At 63.1% G+C, this 19,740-nt stretch carries 21 protein-coding genes; 12 read left to right on the forward strand and 9 right to left on the reverse strand.

Annotation, left to right across the window (positions count from 1 at the left end):
• The first annotated feature begins 31 nt into the window (after positions 1 to 31).
• Entirely contained in the window at positions 32 to 1,000 is a 969-nt protein-coding gene (locus tag Q5Y75_RS09745; protein WP_306196750.1) for an L-threonylcarbamoyladenylate synthase, read from the forward strand.
• Here Q5Y75_RS09745 and Q5Y75_RS09750 read toward each other — a convergent pair.
• Complete coding sequence (locus Q5Y75_RS09750; RefSeq protein ID WP_306197246.1) at positions 977 to 1,531, reverse strand: YqgE/AlgH family protein; 555 nt, start codon at positions 1,529 to 1,531, stop codon at positions 977 to 979. The genes Q5Y75_RS09745 and Q5Y75_RS09750 overlap by 24 nt on opposite strands.
• A gap of 147 nt (positions 1,532 to 1,678) precedes the next feature.
• Between Q5Y75_RS09750 and Q5Y75_RS09755 the strand changes: the two genes are divergently transcribed.
• Both Q5Y75_RS09755 and Q5Y75_RS09760 read left to right on the forward strand, forming a co-directional pair.
• Positions 1,679 to 2,485: a protein-disulfide reductase DsbD domain-containing protein gene (locus tag Q5Y75_RS09755; protein WP_306196752.1), complete on the forward strand. Its 807-nt coding sequence runs from the start codon at positions 1,679 to 1,681 to the stop codon at positions 2,483 to 2,485.
• On the forward strand, positions 2,482 to 2,907 hold the full coding sequence (locus Q5Y75_RS09760; protein ID WP_306196753.1) for an NUDIX hydrolase: 426 nt from the start codon (positions 2,482 to 2,484) through the stop codon (positions 2,905 to 2,907). The genes Q5Y75_RS09755 and Q5Y75_RS09760 overlap by 4 nt, the downstream gene beginning before the upstream one ends.
• Here the strand turns inward: Q5Y75_RS09760 and Q5Y75_RS09765 are convergent.
• The 6 genes from Q5Y75_RS09765 to Q5Y75_RS09790 form a co-directional block, all read right to left on the reverse strand.
• The gene (locus Q5Y75_RS09765) at positions 2,888 to 6,292 is read right to left on the reverse strand and encodes an efflux RND transporter permease subunit (RefSeq protein ID WP_306196754.1); all 3,405 of its coding nucleotides are present in this window, start codon (positions 6,290 to 6,292) and stop codon (positions 2,888 to 2,890) included. The two genes, Q5Y75_RS09760 and Q5Y75_RS09765, sit on opposite strands and share 20 nt — an antisense overlap.
• A gap of 6 nt (positions 6,293 to 6,298) precedes the next feature.
• On the reverse strand, positions 6,299 to 7,753 hold the full coding sequence (locus tag Q5Y75_RS09770) for an efflux RND transporter periplasmic adaptor subunit (protein WP_306196756.1): 1,455 nt from the start codon (positions 7,751 to 7,753) through the stop codon (positions 6,299 to 6,301).
• A 106-nt stretch (positions 7,754 to 7,859) separates the two neighbouring features.
• Positions 7,860 to 8,402: a molybdenum cofactor biosynthesis protein B gene (gene moaB / locus Q5Y75_RS09775; RefSeq protein WP_306196757.1), complete on the reverse strand. Its 543-nt coding sequence runs from the start codon at positions 8,400 to 8,402 to the stop codon at positions 7,860 to 7,862.
• Positions 8,403 to 8,408: 6 nt separating this feature from the next.
• Positions 8,409 to 9,029 carry a LysE family translocator gene (locus Q5Y75_RS09780; protein ID WP_306196759.1) on the reverse strand — a complete coding sequence of 207 codons (621 nt, stop codon included), beginning with the start codon at positions 9,027 to 9,029 and terminating at the stop codon, positions 8,409 to 8,411.
• A complete protein-coding gene (locus tag Q5Y75_RS09785) occupies positions 9,026 to 9,625 on the reverse strand; it encodes a metallophosphoesterase family protein (protein WP_306196762.1) in 600 nt (199 codons plus the stop codon). Before Q5Y75_RS09785 ends, Q5Y75_RS09780 begins: the two co-directional genes overlap by 4 nt.
• Positions 9,626 to 9,627: 2 nt before the next feature.
• Positions 9,628 to 10,389, reverse strand: coding sequence for a uracil-DNA glycosylase (locus tag Q5Y75_RS09790; protein WP_306196763.1), 762 nt, complete (start codon positions 10,387 to 10,389; stop codon positions 9,628 to 9,630).
• Between the two features lie 81 nt (positions 10,390 to 10,470).
• Here Q5Y75_RS09790 and Q5Y75_RS09795 point away from each other — a divergent pair, with 81 nt between their 5' ends.
• From Q5Y75_RS09795 to Q5Y75_RS09835, 9 genes are all read left to right on the forward strand, one after another.
• Positions 10,471 to 11,043 carry a scavenger receptor class F, member 2 gene (locus Q5Y75_RS09795; RefSeq protein WP_306196766.1) on the forward strand — a complete coding sequence of 191 codons (573 nt, stop codon included), beginning with the start codon at positions 10,471 to 10,473 and terminating at the stop codon, positions 11,041 to 11,043.
• Between the two features lie 71 nt (positions 11,044 to 11,114).
• Positions 11,115 to 12,050, forward strand: a complete 936-nt coding sequence (locus tag Q5Y75_RS09800) for an aspartate carbamoyltransferase catalytic subunit (protein WP_306196768.1) — start codon at positions 11,115 to 11,117, stop codon at positions 12,048 to 12,050.
• Complete coding sequence (locus Q5Y75_RS09805) at positions 12,047 to 12,574, forward strand: hypothetical protein (RefSeq protein ID WP_306196770.1); 528 nt, start codon at positions 12,047 to 12,049, stop codon at positions 12,572 to 12,574. Before Q5Y75_RS09800 ends, Q5Y75_RS09805 begins: the two co-directional genes overlap by 4 nt.
• Complete coding sequence (locus Q5Y75_RS09810; RefSeq protein ID WP_306196772.1) at positions 12,559 to 12,945, forward strand: hypothetical protein; 387 nt, start codon at positions 12,559 to 12,561, stop codon at positions 12,943 to 12,945. Before Q5Y75_RS09805 ends, Q5Y75_RS09810 begins: the two co-directional genes overlap by 16 nt.
• Positions 12,942 to 14,222, forward strand: coding sequence for a dihydroorotase (gene pyrC, locus Q5Y75_RS09815; RefSeq protein WP_306196774.1), 1,281 nt, complete (start codon positions 12,942 to 12,944; stop codon positions 14,220 to 14,222). The genes Q5Y75_RS09810 and pyrC overlap by 4 nt, the downstream gene beginning before the upstream one ends.
• Complete coding sequence (gene plsY / locus Q5Y75_RS09820; RefSeq protein ID WP_306196776.1) at positions 14,222 to 14,830, forward strand: glycerol-3-phosphate 1-O-acyltransferase PlsY; 609 nt, start codon at positions 14,222 to 14,224, stop codon at positions 14,828 to 14,830. The genes pyrC and plsY overlap by 1 nt, the downstream gene beginning before the upstream one ends.
• Before the next feature lie 82 nt (positions 14,831 to 14,912).
• Positions 14,913 to 15,455: a GbsR/MarR family transcriptional regulator gene (locus Q5Y75_RS09825; protein WP_306196778.1), complete on the forward strand. Its 543-nt coding sequence runs from the start codon at positions 14,913 to 14,915 to the stop codon at positions 15,453 to 15,455.
• 101 nt (positions 15,456 to 15,556) lie between these two features.
• Positions 15,557 to 16,399 (forward strand): fatty acid desaturase, encoded by an 843-nt coding sequence (locus Q5Y75_RS09830; protein WP_306196780.1) that lies wholly within the window; start codon positions 15,557 to 15,559, stop codon positions 16,397 to 16,399.
• Positions 16,400 to 16,635: 236 nt separating this feature from the next.
• Entirely contained in the window at positions 16,636 to 17,109 is a 474-nt protein-coding gene (locus Q5Y75_RS09835) for a YHS domain-containing (seleno)protein (protein ID WP_306196782.1), read from the forward strand.
• Positions 17,110 to 17,184: 75 nt separating this feature from the next.
• Here the strand turns inward: Q5Y75_RS09835 and Q5Y75_RS09840 are convergent, their stop codons facing one another.
• Together Q5Y75_RS09840 and Q5Y75_RS09845 are read right to left on the reverse strand one after the other, a co-directional pair.
• On the reverse strand, positions 17,185 to 18,285 hold the full coding sequence (locus Q5Y75_RS09840; RefSeq protein WP_306196784.1) for a class I SAM-dependent methyltransferase: 1,101 nt from the start codon (positions 18,283 to 18,285) through the stop codon (positions 17,185 to 17,187).
• Positions 18,286 to 18,350: 65 nt separating this feature from the next.
• On the reverse strand, positions 18,351 to 19,721 hold the full coding sequence (locus Q5Y75_RS09845) for a glutamate--cysteine ligase (protein WP_306196785.1): 1,371 nt from the start codon (positions 19,719 to 19,721) through the stop codon (positions 18,351 to 18,353).
• Positions 19,722 to 19,740: the final 19 nt, after the last annotated feature.

The raw sequence follows: 19,740 nt of genomic DNA on the forward strand, positions 1-19,740 counted from the left end.
TGAAAGCAACCTGAACGCGGCGTCACCGACAATGATGGGCAGAAAAACCGAGCATCTGAGCGCCGCACCCGCCGATATCACGCGGGCCGTCCGGATTTTGGGCAGCGGTGGCCTGGTCGCTTTCCCGACCGAGACGGTCTACGGGTTGGGCGGCGACGCGCGCGATGATCGCGCCGTGGCTGCGATCTATGAGGCCAAAGGACGGCCAAGCTTCAACCCGCTGATTGCGCATCTGCCCTCGGTCGAGGCCGCAAGGCGCTACGTGGCCTGGTCCGATCAGGCCGAAGCGCTGGCGCGGGCCTTCTGGCCCGGACCGCTGACGCTGGTTCTGCCCTCGCGCGACTGGCATGGTATATCGCCTCTGGTCACGGCCGGGCTCGAAACGCTCGCGGTGCGGGTGCCCGCGCACCCTGCGGCCCGCGCGTTGCTGAGCGCATTCGATGGCCCGGTTGCCGCGCCGTCTGCCAACCCCTCGGGCCGGATCAGCCCGACCACGGCGGCACATGTCAGCGCCGGGCTTGACGGGCGCATCGACGCCGTACTGGATGACGGACCCTGCACCGTAGGGCTGGAATCGACGATCCTGGGGCTGTTCGGGCACCCCACTTTGCTGCGCCCCGGCGGCGTCAGCGCCAAAGAGATCACGCGGGTGCTCGGCACTGCCCCGCTGGCCCATAACAGCGCCGAGCCGATCATCGCACCGGGTCAGTTGCAGTCGCATTATGCGCCTGCCTCCAGCGTCCGCCTTAACGCGTCCGAGCGGCAAGGCGATGAGGTGTTGCTGGGGTTTGGCGATATGGCCTGCGACCTGAACCTGTCGCACTCAGGTGATCTGGTTGAGGCGGCAGCGCAGCTTTTTGCGGCGCTGCATGCGCTTGACAGGACCGGTCGCCCGATTGCGGTGGCCCCGATCCCGCAGGAGGGGCTTGGCGCTGCGATCAACGACCGCCTGGGCCGGGCCGCAGCACCGCGGGATTCAGGCGTGCCCGGCGCTGGCTGAAAGGGTCAGCGGATCGATCCCCAGCAGCTTCAGCGCGGCTTCCCATTTGCGATCATCGGCAATATCGAACACCAGAGCCGGGTCGGCCTGAACCGTCAGCCAGCCGTTTTCGCCGATCTCGCTTTCCAATTGCCCCGGCCCCCAGCCTGAATAGCCCAGCATCAGCAACCGCTGCGCAGGCCCCGCGCCATTGGCCATGTCTTCGAGGATGTCCAGCGTTGCCGTCATGCTGAACGCGGCATCCACATTCATCGAATGCAGATTGGCGTCGTAATCGGTGGAATGCAGCACGAAGCCGCGCGCGGTTTCGACCGGCCCGCCAAACCGCACAGGTGTGTCATTGACAACCGGTATCTTGCAGGGAATGTCCAACTGGGTCAGCAAGGCCGAGATGCGCAGATCGGCAGGCTTGTTCACGATCAGGCCCATCGCCCCATCTTCGCCATGACTGCAGATATAGACAACCGAGTGTTCAAAGCGCGGATCGCCCATGCCTGGCATGGCGATCAGAAGCTGTCCGGTAAGGTCCATCATGTTGCGGCAAATCTCCTTACTGTAACAACAATGGCCCCGCCTGCTGCCGGACGCAAGAGCAGCAGCACGCATGGGTTGAAAATACCCACGTTAACCTTAACGTGAGTTGGAATTTTCCGGACAAGACCGCATGTAGGAACCATGATGAAACACGCGTTCCCTTTTCTGATGCTCGCCGCGCTGGCGGCCCCCCCAGCCCTGTCGCAAAACATGGACGATATCGTGCAGCTCGATGTGCTGGACGGGGGCCGGACCGAGGATGGCACCTATCTGGGCGCGCTGCGTCTGACCCTTGCCGATGGCTGGAAGACCTATTGGCGCGCGCCCGGCGATGCCGGGATACCCCCGCGCTTTGACTGGGGTGCCTCGCGCAATCTGGGCGGGATCGACATCACCTGGCCAACGCCCGAAATACATGACCAGAACGGCATGCGCAGCATCGGCTATACTGACCAGCTTGTTCTGCCGGTCGAAATCTCGCCGCGCAACGCCAACAAACCGGTGCGCCTGCGCGGCGAAATGGAGCTTGGCATCTGCAAGGATGTCTGCATCCCCAGCACGCTCGGTTTCGATCACAAGCTCGATACCCAGGCGGGTCGCAACCCGGCGATCATCGCAGCCTTCGCGCAGCGGCCCTATTCCAGCAAAGAGGCCGGCGTGACCTCGGTCACCTGCCGCCTGCAGCCCACCGGTGAGGGCGTCCGCATCGAGGCACAGATCACGATGCCTTCAGCGGGCGGAGAGGAAGTTGCCATATTCGAACCCGGCGATCCGGCGATCTGGGCTGCTCCGGCGCAATCCCGCAGGCAGGGCAATACGCTGATCTCTTCATCGGAATTCGTTGGCGACGGCAATGGCCCGATGACGCTAGACCGCTCCGAAATCCGGATCACCGTGCTGGGCTCGAAACATGCGGTCGACATTCAGGGCTGCCCGGCGGCGCGCGGATGACGCAACTTCCCAGGATCGGTGCGCTGGCCGTGGTTCTGCGCGACGGCGAGGTGCTGCTGGCCCGACGCCGCAACAAGCCCGATGCCGGGCTTTGGGGGTTTCCCGGCGGTCATGTGGAATGGGGCGAGACCGTGCTCTTGGCCGCAACACGCGAGCTGCGCGAGGAAACCGGAATCCATGCCGAACCGATCGACTACCTGACCAATCTGGACCTGTTGCAGCATGGCGAGGATGGCAGCGTCGATCTGCACTATCTGCTGGTTGGCGTGGCCTGCCGCTATGTCGGTGGAACGCTACAGGCGGCGGACGATGTCTCGGACGCGCGGTGGTTCGAGACCCAAGCGGTGCTGGCCGGAGACCTGCCGATGAGCGCCCGTGTGCCCGACCTGCTGCAACTGGCGCTCAGGAGCGGGTTCTGGTGATGCGTACCGCATAAAGCGCCGAGATCAGCCAGCTCAGCAGCAAGATCACCAGAGCCCCGACAAAGAACAGAACCAACCCGCTGCGAATTCCGCCGCCGTCGGTGACAGATGCCAGTGGCCCGGGCAGCGCCCCGGTGACCAGCGGCCAGATCATGGTGGGAACCAGCCAGCCGAATGTGACCAGCCCGCTGATCAGGATCGCCAGCCCAACCCTTGGATCAGCGCCGCGCAGCGCGCGCCGCAGGGCGCTAACGGGGCGCCCGATATCGCGCTGGATGGCGATCAGTGCCGGGACCAGCAGCAGCACCATAAAGACGCCAAAGCCCAAGCCATAGACCAGCGTGATCACCGTAGGCTTGAGAAATTGCGCCTGCTGCGATCCCTCATAAAGCAGCGGTGTCAGCCCCAGAACGGTCGTCAGCGTAGTCAGCATCACCGGGCGCAGCCGGTCAGCCGCGCCTTCGATGATCGAGGGGACAAGGCCGCGCTCTGCAGCATATTGATCAATCGTCGTGACCAGCACGATCGAGTCATTGATGATGATCCCGGTCATGCCCAGAAGGCCAACCACGGTGAACATGCTCAACGGCACATCCTGAATGTAGTGGCCCCAGATTGTGCCCACGAGGCCAAAGGGGATCACCGCCATCACCACCACCGGTCGGGTCCAGCTGCCAAAGACCCAGGCCAGAACCAGATAGATACCCGTCAGGCAGAGGATCAGCCCGGTGCGGGCGTCAGACAGGAACTCATCCTCCTGCTCGCTCAGCCCGGCCAGCCGCCACTCGACCTGCAGCGTGCTGGCGATCTCGGGCAGGATTTCGGTGCGCAGGGCAGTCTCGATCTCTGCCGCGCGCGCCGGGTCATCCTCGGAGATATCGCCGGTGACGGAAATCACGCGCACGCCATTCTCTCGCCGCACGGTCGAAAACCCTGTCCGCTGCTGGACCGAGACAATATCGGCCAGCGGCACGTAAGTGCCTTCGGGCGAGCGCATCAATGTGCGTTCCAGAAAATCGGCGGTCAACTCGTTCTCAGGCAGTTCCACGCGGATTTCGGCGCTGCGCGGACCGTCGGGATAGGTGGCCGCCTCGATCCCGTTCAGCCGGTTGCGCAGCGCGCGGCCCAGCGTTTCGATGGTAAAGCCCAGCGCCTGCCCCTGCGCGGTCAAATCCAGGATCACCTCTTCCTTATCATAGGCCAGATTGTCCTCGACCGCCGATACTTCCGGATAGCGCAGCACGGCAGCCTGCAAAGCTTCGGACGCCGCTTTCAGCGTGCTGACATCGGCCCCATAGAACTGCACATCCAGCGCATCGCCACCGGGACCGGACCGCCAGCCGCGGAAACTGACCACCTCTGTCAGCGGATGGCGGCGGATTTCTTCCTGCAACTCGGCAATGAACTGGAAGCTGGAATAGGGAACGTCATCGTTATCAAGGCGCAGGTCGGCATCAATCAGTTCGATCGAAAGGCCGCCCAGCAGGTCGGTTTCCTTGCCCTCCATCCCCGACAGGGCGCGCCCGGCATTGCCGCCAACCTCGACCATGACATAGTCAACGGGATACCAGCCATATTGCTGCTCAAGCCGGGTCGAGACCGCATCCGTGGCGCGTTGCAGTTCGGCCAGCATTTCCAATGTGTCGGCGCGGTTTGCCCCTTCGACCATGGCGATATTGCCAGTCACCGAGCCGCGCTCGGGCGCGTTGAAGAAGCGCCATTGCACATCACCCTGAATGAACAGCGCGATCTGGCTCGCAAGCAGCACCAATGCGCCTGCGATCACGACATAGCGGGCGCGCACCACCCCTGCCATCAGCGGCCGGAACCAGGTATCGCGCACCCAGCGGAAGCCGCGATTCACCACCCGGTTCGGCGCATCATACCAATGCTCCTTGGCCGAATGGGCAATGGCGTGGGACATGTGGTTGGGCAGGATCAGGAAGCATTCCACCAGCGAGGCCGCCAGAACGGCGATCACGGTGAAGGGGATGTCCTGGATCAACTCTCCGAACCGCCCACCGATTGCGGTGAGACCAAAGAAGGCGATGATCGTGGTCAGGGTCGCCGCCAGAACCGGCATTGCCATGCGCTGCGCGGCGCGTTCCGAGGCGACGATCGGGTGTTCCCCCAGCCGACGGGCGCGGAAATCGGCGTGTTCGCCTACAACGATCGCATCATCGACCACAATGCCCAGCGTGATGATCAGACCAAAGAGGCTGACCATGTTGATGGTCAGCCCGCCGATATACATCAGCGCAATGGCTGCAAACATCGCGGCAGGAATGCCCGCCGCGACCCAGAAAGCGATACGCGCGTTCAGGAACAGGAACAGCAGGCAGACAACCAGACCAAGCCCGACCAAGCCATTATCGACCAGGATATTCAACCGTCCGGTGATCGCCTCGGCTCGGGTGCGGATCAGTTCAACCGTCACGCCTTGCGGCAAGCTGGCCTGCATTTCGGCGGCGACCTCTTCGACCGCGCGCTGCACGTCGATGGCGTCCCCACCATCGGCGCGGTCGACGCGGATCGACATGGCGGGATCGTCGGCCACGAAATAGCTGCGCTCGCGATCCACACCTTCGACACGGACGGTGGCCAGATCGCTGACCAGCAGTTTCGAGCCATCGGGGTTGGAGCGCAGAACGATACCTTCGATATCCTCGGGCGAGCGTTTTTCAACGCCGGTGCGCACGCGCGCATTGGCGCCGGTCACATCACCGGCAGGGTTGGTATCCACCTCGCCCGCAATGGCCTCGGCGATCTGCGCCATGGTGATGTCATTGGCGATCAACTGCATCGTAGGCACTTCGACGATGGTGCGTGGAGCGGCAACACCGCGAATGGTCGTCCGGGCCACGCCAGCGGTAAAGAGGCGGGTAACCAGCTCGTCCGCCAGCAGGCCAAGCTGCGCCGGTTCGATCGGGCCAGTGATGACCACATCGGTGACCCGGTCGCGCCAGCCGCCGCGCCGCACCTTGGGCTCATCGGCGTCTTCGGGCAGGGTCGTCAGGCCGTCAACCGCCGCCTGCACGTCGTCCGAGGCGCGCGACATGTCCCAGCCGGGTTCAAATTCCAGCGTCAGATATGCCTGCCCCTCGCGCGATCTGGCCTCGGACCCCGAGACGCCATCCAACGCCAGCAGCGTAGGTTCCATCACCTGCACGATGGCGCTGTCCACATCTTCGGGACCTGCACCATCCCATTCGACGCTGATGCGCATATCCTCGATGATCACATCGGGAAAGAACTGCGCCCGCATGTTGGGGATCGCCGCCGCACCCAGCACCAGCAGAACCACCAGCAACAGGTTGGCCGCCGTGCGGTGCCGGGTGAAGTAGCTGAGCAGCCCGCCTGCCGCGCCTGGGATCTCGCGGACCATGGCGGGTTATCCTTCCATCCGGGATTCGATTCGCAGCACCAGATCTTCGGGCACGCGCAGTTCAGCCAATTGCTCCAGCATCTGCGCCTTCATCTCGGGCGGCATGTCGTCGCTGCCTTCGACAAAAGCCACAAGCCGGGCACGCCGCTCGTCGCTGAGTTCAAGCAGCGATGCGGCAGGCATCGCCTGCACCTCCTCGCGCACAGGTCGGACCTTGATCCCCGGCCCCAGCAGGGGCGTGCGCCCGACGATCACCTCGCGCCCGGCCAGCCCTTCGCCGCGCAGCAGCACCTCGTCGCCCTGACGACGGACGAGACGGACGGGCAGCAATTCCAGCCGGTCCTCCGCGCCCAGGATCAGAACGGTCCCGGTGGCGTCATAGGCCGAGGCAGGCAGCCGCGCGACCTCCTGCAAGGTAGGTTCCTCGACCGCGACGGTGACGAAATCTCCGGGTTTGAAGCCCCGTGCTGCTTCCAGCCGAGCAAAGATGAGCCGCCCGGACTGGCCCTCGCCCGCAGCCGCGCTGTCGCGGCTGATCACGCCGCGCGCGGTCAGGTTGGTGCCGGTAATTTCAAGCGAGGCAATGACCGGTGCCGCAATCAAATCGCCCTCGTCATCAAGCAGCCTTGCATATTGCGCGGTCGAGACCCGGAACGCCACTTCCAGCGCGTCGGGGTCGATCAGCTCGGCCAGCTTTTCATTGGCCGCGACCAAGCGCCCCTCGACCAGATTGACGTCGTTCAGCGTCCCGTCGAACCGCGCGGTCACGGTTGTTTCGCCAAGATCCCGTTCAGCCAGGGACAAGGCACTGCTTGCCCGCATCAGGCGGGTTTCGGTCTGATCCACCCGCGCCTCGGCCTGCGCGACCGCAATACGGCGCGCCAGAACCGCCTGCCGCGAGGATGCGGCCTCAAGCTCGGCGGATTCGACCGCCGCCGCAGTGCCAACGCCGCGCTCGGCCAGATCAAGCTGTCGTTGCAGCGCCTTGTCGCGCAGTTCTGACTGATCGATGGCCGCCTGCAACTCGTCGCGGGCCAGAATGAGCGAACGCTCAGCATCACGTTCCTCGGCCTCGGCATCCATCATGTCGGATTCGGCGCGATCCCAGACCGTCTGGGCATCTGCCGGATCAATGCGCACCAGCACGTCACCAGCACGAACGGTTCCGCCTTCCTCGAAATCCGGTGACAGTTCTAGCACCCGCCCGCCTGCTGCCGCGCGCAGTTCCAGCGTGCGGCGGCTTTGCACCTGACCAAAGGCTTCGAGAACCGGGATCACATCCTGCAATTCGGCGGTTTCCACATTGACTGCAAACACCCGCTCGCGCGCCTCAACAGGCCGCCCCTTGTCGGCCAGGCTTGTGCGCACCGCGTCAAATACCAGATGGCCGGCATACAAAAGCAGGGCCAGCGTCATGGACACCAGGAACACGCCGAGCAGACTCTGGCGTAAAAACCGCATCTTACATCCTTCTCCGGTGGCGTTGCGCTGCCTCACCAAAGGTTAGCGGGCTTGGCGAATTTGCCAACCCTATCGACGCCTACAAGGCCTTGAACGTAGGAAGAGTTTACTTCCGTCGCAGATGTTCGTCCAATCTGGGCATAATCTCGACGAAATTGCAGGGGCGATGACGGTAATCGAGCTGTTTTTGCAAGATCCCGTCCCAGGCGTCCTTGCAGGCCCCCGGGCTGCCCGGCAGCGCAAAGAGATAGGTGCCGCCCGCAACCCCCCCGGTCGCGCGCGACTGCACCGCCGATGTGCCGATCTTTTCCATGGAAATCAACGTGAAAACAGTGCCAAAGGCCTCGATCTCTTTTTCATAAACATCCCTGTGCGCCTCGACCGTCACGTCGCGGCCCGTCAGCCCGGTGCCACCGGTCGAGATCACGACATCGATATCGGGGTCCTGCACCCAGGCGCGCAATTGGTCCGCAATCCCGGCGCGTTCATCGCGCAGGATTTTGCGGTCGGCCACGGAATGGCCCGCCGCCTCGATCCGGTCCACGAGGGTCTGCCCGGACTTGTCCTCCGCCAGCGCGCGGGTGTCCGAGACCGTCAGAACCGCGATGCGGACCGGAAGAAACTCCATGCTTTCATCAATGCGCGACATCTGTGGTCATGCCCTTTCCAAAACGGCCAAACGAACTGCAAGCGCCGCAAAGATGCCACCCGTGATCCAGCCAAGAAGGCGCCCGGCGCGGCGATTGTCGACAAGATGCCTGCTGGCCCCGCCCGCCATCAGCCCGACACCTGAATTGACGAAAAACCCGCCCAGCGCAATCACCGCGCCAAGGATCAGGAACTGCATCAGGATCGGGCCTGCGCCGGGGTCGATGAATTGCGGGATGAAGGCGAGCACGAACAGGATCACCTTCGGATTGGTCAGATTGACCACAAGCCCCTCGCGGAAGGCATGTTTGGCGGGCTTTCCGGGGGCATCGGGCGGCGCGGCGCCGTTGCAGATGGCCGTCCACGCCAGATAGAGCAGATACCCCACCCCAACCCAGCGGATCACATCAAAGAGCCACGGCATCGCCGCCACCGCTGCGCCCAGCCCAAGCCCGGCGAGCGTGACATGGGCCAGCGAGCCCAGCGAAATTCCGGCACTGGCAGCGATCGCGGCGCGCGGACCGGACCTGAGCCCTTGACCGAAACAGAACATCATATCCGCGCCGGGCGTCAGGTTCAGGGCCAGCGCTGCGGGCAGGAAGGCGATCAGCGTGACCGGGTCGATCATGCATCGACCTCGAACCAGTTGACGGTCGGTCCCAGATTGGCGACCTGCGTCACGCCGATCCGGCCCCGCGCGCCCCAGCTGTCATGGATATGCCCGCAGACAGACAGTTTGGGTTGCAGCCGTTCGATGGCATCGCGCACGGCGGTCGAGCCGACGGACATCCCTTGCGAGGTCACATCCCCCGTCCCCTTAGGCGGTGAATGCGTTATCAGCACATCCGCGCTCTGGCAGCGATCCAGCAGTTCCGCCGCTTCCGCCTCGCTCAGATCGCAGGACCATGATCCAAAGGGCGTCATCGGGACGCCGTAGCCTAGCCCGAAAACGGACAGGCCATCTACTTCCACCGTCTGACCATGCAGCACATGAACGCCGTCGCGGGCCGCATCGCTGAGTTCCTCGGCGCTTTCGGCATTGCCCGGCACCAGAACCAGCGGGGCCGAGATGCCGGAGAGCATCTCCATCGCCTCTGGCAGGCCCTGCCGCATGTTGCAGAAATCGCCCGCGCCGATCACCAATTCGGCCTCGCCACTGGCCTCGACAATCGCGGCGGCTCTGTTGCGGGCCATATGCAGGTCGGAAAAGGCCAGAATGCGCATCGCTACCCTCCTTCGAGCTTGGCGTTCAGTTCCAGCAGATCGGCCCAGGCCTGCCGCTTCATCTGCGGCTGGCGCAGCAGGTAGGCGGGGTGGAACATGGGCATCACCGGCAGGGTCATCGCCTGATCCCATTTGCCGCGCAACCGGGTAATGCCCCGTTTGCCCAGCACCGCCTGACAACTGATATTGCCCATCAAAACCAGCACTTCGGGCTGCGCCAGCGCCACATGCCGTTCCAGAAATGGCACCATCATTCCAATCTCGTCCGGTTTGGGATCGCGATTCTGTGGTGGCCGCCAGGGCAGCACGTTGGTGATATAAACCGAATTGGCGCGGCTCAGCCCGATCGCGTCCAGCATCCGGTCCAGCAATTGCCCGGCGCGGCCCACAAATGGCCTGCCTTCGCGGTCCTCGTCGCGGCCCGGCGCCTCGCCGATGATCATCACGCGCGCCTCGGGCGTGCCATCGGCAAAGACCAGCTGGCGTGCGCCTTTCTTCAATTCGCAGAGCTCAAATGCCTCCATCACGGCGCGAAGCTCCGCCAGTGACCCGGCGGATTTCGCCGCCGCTTTTGCCACGGCAACCGGATCGCGCGCGGCAGGTGGCTGCGCCGCCTGCGTAACCGGCGCAGCTTTGGCTTTTGGCGCCTTGTCGGCCAGCCCATAGCGATCCACCGGCACATCAGCGATGGCATCTGTCGCGCCCAGTTCAACCTGCCATTCCAGCAGGGCCTTTGCCGCATATGGGTCAAACACCGATTCCATAACGCCAGTCTAAACTCTAAGTGATCGGAGGAAAGGCGATAAGCGCTTGTCAGCGACGCCGTGTCGCCCGAGCATAAGGCCATGTCACGATTGCTTGCCTTGTTCTGGGTCGCTTTGCTGATGTGCTGGAGTCTGCCCGCCCTGGCGCAGGGTTTCGGAGAATGCCGCGCAGGGCAGTTGCAATGCGGCGCGAACAATTGCTGCAGCGCCGGTCAACGCTGCAGCTTTGACGGCCATTGCGTCCCCCTTGGCGGAGAGTATTGCGGCGGCGGGCGCAGTTGCCCGGCGGGTCAGCTTTGCATGAATGGCGGCCTGCGCTGCGCACCGCAAGGATCCATCCGATGCGCCGATGGCACCGTCTGCACGCCGGGGAATGTGTGCGCAGGCGCGGGCCAGTGCAAACCGAGGCCCGGCACGCAGGACATCCAACGCCCCGTCGATCGCTCAGATCCCGGCGGCTGCCTGCCCGGGCGCTGCCCCCGCGCAGGCTGGTTCCTGTGCGAAGAGACCGAATCGCAATGCCGCCCCGGCTTCAAATGCTCACGCGGGCGCGGATGCGTTCCGGTCAAGGCGGTGGATTGCGGCTTTGGCCGCTGGTGCAAGCCGGGCCAGCAATGCGGCGAGGATGGCGCCTGCATTGGCGACGCAGATTGAGGCAGGCGGGATATTGCTCCACCCCGCCGAGCTTTCTATAAGCGCTGGCAACACCGGTTCGGAGCCAAGCCATGTCTTTTGCCCATCGTCATCTTCTTGGCATCGAACAACTGTCCCAATCCGACATTACCGCGATCCTTGATCTGGCCGAGAAATATGTCGAGCTGAACCGGCAATCGCTGAAGCACGCGGATGAGCTGGCGGGCCTCACCCAGATCAACATGTTCTTTGAAAACTCCACCCGCACGCAAGCCAGTTTCGAGCTGGCGGGCAAGCGGCTGGGTGCGGATGTGATGAACATGGCGATGCAGGCCAGCTCGATCAAAAAGGGCGAAACGCTGATCGACACAGCGATGACGCTGAACGCGATGCATCCCGACCTGCTGGTGGTGCGCCATCCGCAATCGGGCGCGGTGGACCTATTGGCACAGAAAGTGAACTGCGCCGTGCTGAACGCGGGCGACGGGCGGCACGAACACCCCACCCAGGCGCTGCTGGACGCACTGACCATCCGCCGCGCCAAGGGACGGTTGCACCGGCTAACCGTCGCGATCTGCGGTGATGTCGCCCATTCGCGTGTCGCCCGCTCGAACCTGATCCTGCTGGGCAAGATGGAGAACCGCATCCGCCTGATCGGCCCGCCAACCCTCGTGCCCGGACATTTCGCGGAGCTCGGGGCCGAACTGTACGAGGATATGAGCGAGGGGCTGAAAGACGCCGATGTGGTGATGATGCTGCGGCTTCAGAAGGAGCGGATGGATGGCGGATTCATTCCGTCCGAACGGGAATATTATCATCGCTACGGTCTCGATGCCGCCAAGCTGGCCCTGGCAAAGCCGGACGCCATTGTGATGCATCCCGGACCGATGAACCGCGGGGTCGAGATCGACGGCACGCTGGCCGATGACATCAACCGATCGGTTATTCAGGAGCAGGTCGAGATGGGCGTCGCCGTACGCATGGCCGCGATGGACTTGCTGGCCCGACACCACCGGGAGGCGGCATGAGCGATCCGGTCACCGTTGAGGCAAACGAGTTCGGCCATCTGCGCCTCTATGCGCTGGATGTGGCGCCGGAGCACGCCAAATTCCTGCGCGAGCCGGGCGCGGCTGAGCAGTTGCTGGGCGTCGAGGGGCTCGATTCAAATGAGATCGAGATCTTTCCGGTCTGGGATCTCGAAGGGTTCGGCCTGCACGACTACCTTTCCGAAGGCTGCGGCATTCCCGAAGATCAACTGGACGCCGAGGCGCTCGACAAGATCATGGGCTGGGTCATGCTGGTACGCAGTGCGGCGTTCCGGGGCAAGGCGATGGATTTGACGTTGGATAGCCGACTGGAACCGGTCGGCTGTTATCGCGAAGACCGGGTCGACTGGTCGGCAGAGCCGCTGATCACCAAAAGCGCCGAACCCTACTCGGCCCCGCGCACCTCACCGCGCGAAGCCCGCGCCAGATCGGTTCGCATCGGCTTTGCGATCTTCTCCATCGTGATGATCGCCGTCCTTGCCGGACTTCTATGGCTGATCCTGTGATCCGCTTCGTGCCCGACAGGCAGGCCTATATCCGGGCCCATGCCTGGCTCGCCGCCTTTGGCATGGCGCTTGCCATGGCCCTGCTGTGGATGATGGGTAACCCCTATGTCTGGACCGGCGCGCCTGCCGGATTGGCGGCAATTGTCCTGCGCGGCTGGTACATGGCCTCGGAAGAGCTGAGCGTGGTCTGGGAGTTGCGCGACGGCGCCCTGCGCGGCCCGGTCCAGACGATACCGCTGCATCAGATCGAAACCGTGCGCATGCTGGGCAGCGCAGTGCAGGTCATCACAAAGACCGGCGACAAGCATCTGATCAAGTTCCAGGCCGACCCGGCGGCCACCAAAGCCGCGATTGAAGGGGCCCTGACATGACCGCCACCCTGTTCACCAATGCTCGCCTGATCGACCCCGAAGCCGGAACCGACAGTCCCGGCTGGCTGCTGACCCGCGACGGCGTGATCACCGCGCGGGGCGCGGATGCGCCGCCCGCGAGTGACGGCACGGTGATCGATTGTGGTGGCAAATGCCTCGCGCCCGGAATCGTCGATATCGGTGTCAAGGTTTGTGAGCCCGGTGAGCGGCACAAGGAAAGCTATAAATCCGCAGGTCTGGCGGCAGCGGCGGGCGGGGTCACCACCATCGTGACGCGGCCCGATACACTGCCGGTCATCGACACGCCCGAGACGCTGGAATTCGTCACTCGCCGGGCACAGGCGGATACGCCGGTCAACGTGCTGCCAATGGCAGCGCTGACCAAGGGCCGCGACGGTCGCGAGATGACCGAGATCGGGTTCCTGATGGATGCCGGTGCCGTCGCCTTCACCGATTGCGACCATGTGGTCAGCAACACCAAGGTGTTCTCGCGCGCGCTGACCTATGCGCGCTCGTGCGGCGCGCTGGTCATTGCCCATCCGCAGGAACCCGGCCTGAGCCAGGGCGCGGCTGCGACCAGCGGCAAATTCGCGACGCTCTATGGCCTGCCCGCCGTGTCGCCGATGGCCGAGCGGATGGGGCTGGATCGCGACATCGCATTGCTGGAAATGACCGGCGCCCGCTATCACGCAGACCAGATCACCACCGCCCGCGCCCTGCCCGCGTTGGAGCGCGCCAAGCGCAATGGGCTCGACATTACCGCCGGGACCTCAATCCACCACCTGACCCTGAACGAGTTGGACGTGGCCGACTACCGCACCTTCTTCAAGGTCAAACCCCCGCTGCGCTCGGAGGACGACCGGCAGGCGGTGATCGAGGCAGTGCGCAGCGGGCTGATCGACATCATCAGCTCGATGCACACACCGCAGGACGAAGAAAGCAAGCGGCTGCCCTTTGAAGAGGCCGCCTCGGGCGCGGTGGCACTGGAGACGCTACTGCCCGCGGCGCTGCGGCTCTATCATGGCGAGCAGCTTGATCTGCCCACCCTGTTCCGCGCCATGTCCCTGAACCCGGCGAAACGGCTGGGGCTGGCTTCCGGTCGCTTGGCCCCGGACGCACCGGCTGATCTGGTGCTGTTCGATCCGGACACGCCCTTTGTTCTTGATCGCTTCACACTTCAGTCGAAATCGCAGAATACGCCGTTTGACGGCCAGCGGATGCAAGGTAGGGTGCTAGCAACCTATGTGGCCGGGATGGCCGTTTACCGGAGAGATTGATGTTCGCAGGCGACACTTCAACCGACGCGCTGATCTTATGGGCCGTCGTCGGATACGGGCTGGGCTCGATTCCGTTCGGTATGGTATTTGCGCGGATCATGGGGTTGGGCAACCTGCGTGAGATCGGATCGGGCAATATCGGCGCAACCAACGTTCTGCGCACCGGCAACAAGCTGGCCGCCGCCCTGACCGTTCTGTTTGATGGCGCAAAAGGCGCGGTCGCCTTGCTGCTGGCGCGCCACTTTGCAGGCGAACAAGCCGCACAGTATGCCGCGCTTGCCGCCTTTCTGGGCCATTGCTTTCCGATCTGGCTGGGCTTTCGGGGCGGTAAAGGGGTGGCCACCTTTCTGGGCATCTGGTTGGCGCTGGCCTGGCCCGTCGGCGTTGCCTGCTGCCTGACATGGCTAGCGGCGGCGGCCGTATCGCGGATGTCCTCGGTCGGCGCGCTTGTCTCGGCTGCGGCGTCGACATTCTGGGCGCTTGTTCTGGGCCACGGAGAAACGCTCATTCTCGGGATCATCCTGACCCTGCTGGTCTATCTCCGCCATGGCGCGAACATCGCCCGGATCAAATCCGGGACCGAGCCCAAGATCGGCTCGAAATCCTGACCCAGCGCTGATCCAACAAGCCTCTTGATCGAATCGCGGTTATCTGTAATTTCTGATCATACAGAAATTACAGGAAGGCATGATGCAACTGTCGCAGGCCATGCAGGATTTCATCCTTCACTGGGGAGATATGGGCACCAAATGGGGCGTGAACCGCTCGGTGGCGCAGATCCATGCGCTGTTGCATATTGCCCCTGACCCGCTGACCGCTGATGAGATCTGCGACACGCTCGGTCTTGCGCGCTCGAATGTCTCAAACGGGTTGAAAGAGCTGCAAAGCTGGAAGCTGGTTAAGGCCAGTCGGCAACTGGGGGATCGCCGCGATCATTTCCATTCGATCCGGGACATGTTCGATCTGACCAAGGCTGTGGTCGAAGGCCGCAGAGAGCGGGAGTTTGCGCCGACCCTGGCCGCCTTGCGCGAGGTGGCGAAAGAGGCAGAGGCCGACGGCACCCCGGTGAAAACCCGCGCGCGCATCGACGAGACGCTGGAGACGATGCAGATGTTTGACGACTGGTATGTCGACGTGCGCAGATTGCCGCGCGGCATCCAGCTTGCCGTGGTCAAACTGGGCGGGCGCATCGCTCGACTGGTGCCAAAGGGACAGAAGGAGACATCAGAGTAAAAAATTTTGACCTTAAATTTCACTTATAACAGAAATAACTGTTATTACCGTAACACATCAAAGGCGGTTCACTTTGAACAAGGTACGAAGGGAGTACGCAGATGACCCACATGACCCGACCCCACCACCCGGAACGGCCGCCGCGCGGCATCATCTGGAGCGATCTCGTGGCACTGAGCCCCTGGGCGAAAGTGAAGGAACTGATGCTGCCGCTGCCCTGGTTGCTGCTGTCCCTGACGCTCTATGGCACATCCCTGTGGCCACTGGGCGGCATCGGCAGCTTCATGTTCTTTCTCTGTGCGCTACGCCTCAATCACGAAGCGATCCATGGCAATCTCGGGCTGCCCCGCAAGGGAGACAATCTGGTGATGCATGTGCTGAGCGCCCTGATGCTGGGATCGAACCATGCGTTCAGCCATTGCCACCTGCTGCACCACAAACACGCGATGGGACCCGGCGATTGCGAAGGGAAATGCGGGCATATGTCCCTGCCCCAGGTGTTGATCTATGGCCCGCGCTTTCCGGTCGACATCAACCGCGCCGCCTGGGAAGGCGCAAGCACAAAAGGACGCAAGCGTATCCTGATCGACTGGGGTCTCGCGCTTGGCGTGGTCATCACCGCGCTCCTGACCGGGTCGCAGATCCTGCTGCTGCATGTGGCCGCCATGAGCGTTGCCCAATGTCTTGCAGCCCTTTTCGCGGTCTGGATCACCCATCAGGGCACCCATGACAGTGGTGTTGCGGCGCGCAGCCAGCGGGGCTTACTGGCGCGGCTGGCCTATCTGATGTTCTACCATCGCGAACATCACCTGTTTCCGAAAGTCCCGGTCAGCCGCCTGCCCGTTCTGGCGGATCGTCTCGACCGCTCGGTCGCGGGTTATGCTGCCCGTCGCAAACCCGTGATTGGATGGCTGGAGCCGCGCCGTTTCAGGGTTGAACCCTAGCTAACCTGCTGAGCCAACGGGGTCCGTGACACCCCAAAAAACACCGGAACCTGAGCGTCGCTGCACAGGTTCCGTTCGCTGACACACAATCACCATTACTTGTTTTGAACGTGAGCAATCGGATGATCAGGTGATGCTGCATGAGGGCAAATTACGGGCCGCTCAGAACCACACAGGCATCATCCGCTTCGCATTTCTGATGAAGGTCGATGCCTCTCAATAGAAAGGTTAGCACCATGAACAAGGTCAAAACTCTTATCAGCGGCGTCGCACTTTCGGTTGCGCTTGCAACCTCGGCACTGGCCGCGGGCGTAGAACTGAACGCATCCTCCACCGGCCTCGCCCTGCAGGGACATGACCCCGTTGCCTATTTCACCGAAGGTGAAGCAACGCCGGGCAACTGGAAGATCACCTCAAGCTACAATGACGCCACCTACCGCTTCGCCTCGGAAGAGAACAAAGCCGAGTTCGAGCGCAACCCCGAGGCCTACCTGCCGGTCTATGGCGGCTATTGCGCCTTCGGTGCTGCGATGGGCTTCAAATTTGACGGTGACCCGAATGTCTGGAAGATCGTCGATGACAAGCTTTATCTGAACATTTCGCCCGACATTCAGGAACGCTGGGAAACCGACATCCCCGGCTTCATCGAAAAGGCGAGCGCAAACTGGGAAGATATCGCTGACAAGGATCCTGCCTCGCTGCAGCAGTGATCCGGCCCTGTCGAACACCAGGAAGGCGGTGGGGTAACCCGCCGCCTTTTTCTGTGCTGTTCCAATGAAAGTGGCTCAGCGCCGCCGCAGCGCCACGGTCAGATGCCAGATTTCGCAGGCATAGGTGTCTGTATGCGCGCGGTAGAGCGCGTCCAGCCTGCGATAAAACTCATCAGCCAGGTCATCGGCGACCTCCGATGTCTGTGCAGAGGGTTCGAAGAGCTGGGTGCGCAAGGTCGAATCGGCAAACGCCTTCGTATATCCCACATAAAGCCGGGCGTATTCCGCCGGATCACCGATCTCGTCCTTGAACAGGTCATCGGGGTTTTTCGGCGCAGGCGTCACGGCAAGATGATCTATCTCGCACGCCGCCGCCAGTACCGGATCACCGGAAATCGCCTCGGACGCCTCAGCCTCGGTCAGGAACCAAAGAGAAAAGACAAAGCCGTTCAGCACATCGCCGTCCAGCATCCCGTCATCGGCCATACTCTGTGCCACAACCTGCATGGCGCGATAGATACCGCGACCGGCGGCGGCCGCTCCGTTGGCTTCTGCGGCGTCCGGAACCGACCCCAGTGCGGAGACCAGAAGATACCCGCCGGACTGCAGTTCTGCCACCCGATGGCGCAGGAAGGTGACCCAGTCGCGCCGCGCCATCTCTGCCAGCTGCACCCGCGCCGCGCCCTGCAGATCGTTGAACAAGACCGTGCCGGGAGCGTCCAGCCGGACCGCATGGCTGAGCCAGTGACTGGCGAAGAAACAGGTGCCCAGCGACACGGAGTTGTCTGCAACCAGCCGGTCATAAAACGACCCGATCGCCGCCTCGACACGCGGCGGGCCGTTGCCGGAAAGATAGCCATCGGGGCCACTCACCAGCTCAAACAGCGCGTTCCAATCGTTTCCCGACTGATCCGAATGGCAGACCGCGATCGGCGCATCGGCGAATTGCGCGCGATAGGCCTCAATCGCCGGGCGCACGGTTTCGATCGCACTCATCCCCGGGCCGCAGCCGTAATCGACCAGCCGCAATTCCGGCTCGACCCGGCTCAGCTTACCCACCAGCCGCCGGATATGATCGGCCTGCATGATCGCGTGCTGCTGCTGCGCCGAGGAATTCCGGTTGTAATCAACCATGCCCTCGGTCGATTTGCGCGTCTCAATCGGATCACTGGCCATTGCATTCCTCCGGGATTGATCTTTGACGCCGGGACACGCGCCCGCAGACGCTCACCACTATCGCATCAATAGCTGAACTCGCGATAGATTCGGGTCAGATCGCCACCCCAATCGCCGTTGTAATGGTCGAGCAGTTCGTCGGCGGGCACCTTATCGGTCTCAAGGCTGTCCTTGAGTGCGTTCAGGAAATGCGTTTCATCCGGCACCATGCCGCCCACACCGGGCCGGGCGCGCGCCTTCAGGCCCGCCTCGGAAATCGCCACCACCTCGCGCGCCAGCGCGTGCATGTCGATATCGCCAACCTGCGCCTGCAAACCGTGAACCGAAGCCTCAACCCGCAAGTTGTCGCGCGTTTCGGCGTCCCAGCCCTTGACCAGATCCCAGGCTGCATCCAGCGCGCTCTGGTCATACATCAGCCCAACCCAGAACGCTGGCAAGGCGCAAAGCCTGCGCCACGGCCCGCCATCGGCGCCACGCATCTCCATGAATTTCTTGATCCGCGCTTCGGGGAACAGCGTGGTCAAATGATCAGCCCAATCGCTGAGCATCGGTGTTTCGCCGGGCAGCGCGGGGAGCTCTCCCTTCAGGAAGTCGCGGAAGGACTGGCCCAGCGCATCGTGATAGACACCATCGCGATAGACGAAATACATCGGCGTATCGAGCGCATATTGCACCCAACGCTCGAACCCGAAACCTTCGTCAAAGACGAAGGGCACCATCCCCGTTCGGTCCGCGTCCAGATCGCGCCAGACCCGGCTGCGCCAGCTCTTGTGGCCGTTGGGCTTGCCCTCGAAAAACGGCGAATTGGCAAACAGCGCGGTGGCGACGGGTTGCAAGGCAATCGCCACACGCAGTTTCTGCACCATGTCCGCTTCGGAGGAGAAATCGAGATTGACCTGCACGGTCGAGGTACGCCGCATCATCACCCGGCCCATCGTGCCGACCTTCTGCATGTAGCTGTCCATCAGCTTATAGCGACCCTTGGGCATCAGGGGCATGTCCTCATGGGTCCAGATCGGCGCGGCGCCAAGCCCGATAAAGCCCACGCCGATCTTGTCGGCGATATCCTTCACGTCGCTCAGATGCGCGTTCACCTCGTCGCAGGTCTCATGAATGGTTTCCAGCGGTGCGCCGGACAATTCCAACTGCCCGCCGGGTTCCAGGCTGACATTGGCCCCGTCCTTTTCCAGCCCGATCAGCTTGCCGCCCTCTTCAACGGGTGCCCAACCGTGACCGTCGCGCAGCCCCTCCAGCACCGCCAGGATCGAACGCTCACCCTCAAAGGGCAGCGGTTTCAGCGTGTCCTTGCAATAGCCGAACTTTTCGTGCTCGGTCCCGATCCGCCACTGATCCTTCGGCTTGCATCCATCCGAAAGGTATTCGGCCAGTTGTTCGTGCCGTTCGATCGGCCCACCGCCGGATTGGGGAATGGACATGGCTCGCTCCGATATTGAG

It is taken from the genome of Ruegeria discodermiae, from assembly GCF_030758345.1.
GTDB lineage: Bacteria > Pseudomonadota > Alphaproteobacteria > Rhodobacterales > Rhodobacteraceae > Ruegeria_C.

Coding starts and splice junctions, on each gene's coding strand:
- Q5Y75_RS09745 (WP_306196750.1), top strand. CDS start 32: ATGATGGGCAGAAAAACCGAGCATCTGAGCGCCGCACCCGCCGATATC.
- Q5Y75_RS09750 (WP_306197246.1), bottom strand. CDS start 1,531: ATGGACCTTACCGGACAGCTTCTGATCGCCATGCCAGGCATGGGCGAT.
- Q5Y75_RS09755 (WP_306196752.1), top strand. CDS start 1,679: ATGAAACACGCGTTCCCTTTTCTGATGCTCGCCGCGCTGGCGGCCCCC.
- Q5Y75_RS09760 (WP_306196753.1), top strand. CDS start 2,482: ATGACGCAACTTCCCAGGATCGGTGCGCTGGCCGTGGTTCTGCGCGAC.
- Q5Y75_RS09765 (WP_306196754.1), bottom strand. CDS start 6,292: ATGGTCCGCGAGATCCCAGGCGCGGCAGGCGGGCTGCTCAGCTACTTC.
- Q5Y75_RS09770 (WP_306196756.1), bottom strand. CDS start 7,753: ATGCGGTTTTTACGCCAGAGTCTGCTCGGCGTGTTCCTGGTGTCCATG.
- moaB (WP_306196757.1), bottom strand. CDS start 8,402: ATGTCGCGCATTGATGAAAGCATGGAGTTTCTTCCGGTCCGCATCGCG.
- Q5Y75_RS09780 (WP_306196759.1), bottom strand. CDS start 9,029: ATGATCGACCCGGTCACGCTGATCGCCTTCCTGCCCGCAGCGCTGGCC.
- Q5Y75_RS09785 (WP_306196762.1), bottom strand. CDS start 9,625: ATGCGCATTCTGGCCTTTTCCGACCTGCATATGGCCCGCAACAGAGCC.
- Q5Y75_RS09790 (WP_306196763.1), bottom strand. CDS start 10,389: ATGGAATCGGTGTTTGACCCATATGCGGCAAAGGCCCTGCTGGAATGG.
- Q5Y75_RS09795 (WP_306196766.1), top strand. CDS start 10,471: ATGTCACGATTGCTTGCCTTGTTCTGGGTCGCTTTGCTGATGTGCTGG.
- Q5Y75_RS09800 (WP_306196768.1), top strand. CDS start 11,115: ATGTCTTTTGCCCATCGTCATCTTCTTGGCATCGAACAACTGTCCCAA.
- Q5Y75_RS09805 (WP_306196770.1), top strand. CDS start 12,047: ATGAGCGATCCGGTCACCGTTGAGGCAAACGAGTTCGGCCATCTGCGC.
- Q5Y75_RS09810 (WP_306196772.1), top strand. CDS start 12,559: ATGGCTGATCCTGTGATCCGCTTCGTGCCCGACAGGCAGGCCTATATC.
- pyrC (WP_306196774.1), top strand. CDS start 12,942: ATGACCGCCACCCTGTTCACCAATGCTCGCCTGATCGACCCCGAAGCC.
- plsY (WP_306196776.1), top strand. CDS start 14,222: ATGTTCGCAGGCGACACTTCAACCGACGCGCTGATCTTATGGGCCGTC.
- Q5Y75_RS09825 (WP_306196778.1), top strand. CDS start 14,913: ATGCAACTGTCGCAGGCCATGCAGGATTTCATCCTTCACTGGGGAGAT.
- Q5Y75_RS09830 (WP_306196780.1), top strand. CDS start 15,557: ATGACCCACATGACCCGACCCCACCACCCGGAACGGCCGCCGCGCGGC.
- Q5Y75_RS09835 (WP_306196782.1), top strand. CDS start 16,636: ATGAACAAGGTCAAAACTCTTATCAGCGGCGTCGCACTTTCGGTTGCG.
- Q5Y75_RS09840 (WP_306196784.1), bottom strand. CDS start 18,285: ATGGCCAGTGATCCGATTGAGACGCGCAAATCGACCGAGGGCATGGTT.
- Q5Y75_RS09845 (WP_306196785.1), bottom strand. CDS start 19,721: ATGTCCATTCCCCAATCCGGCGGTGGGCCGATCGAACGGCACGAACAA.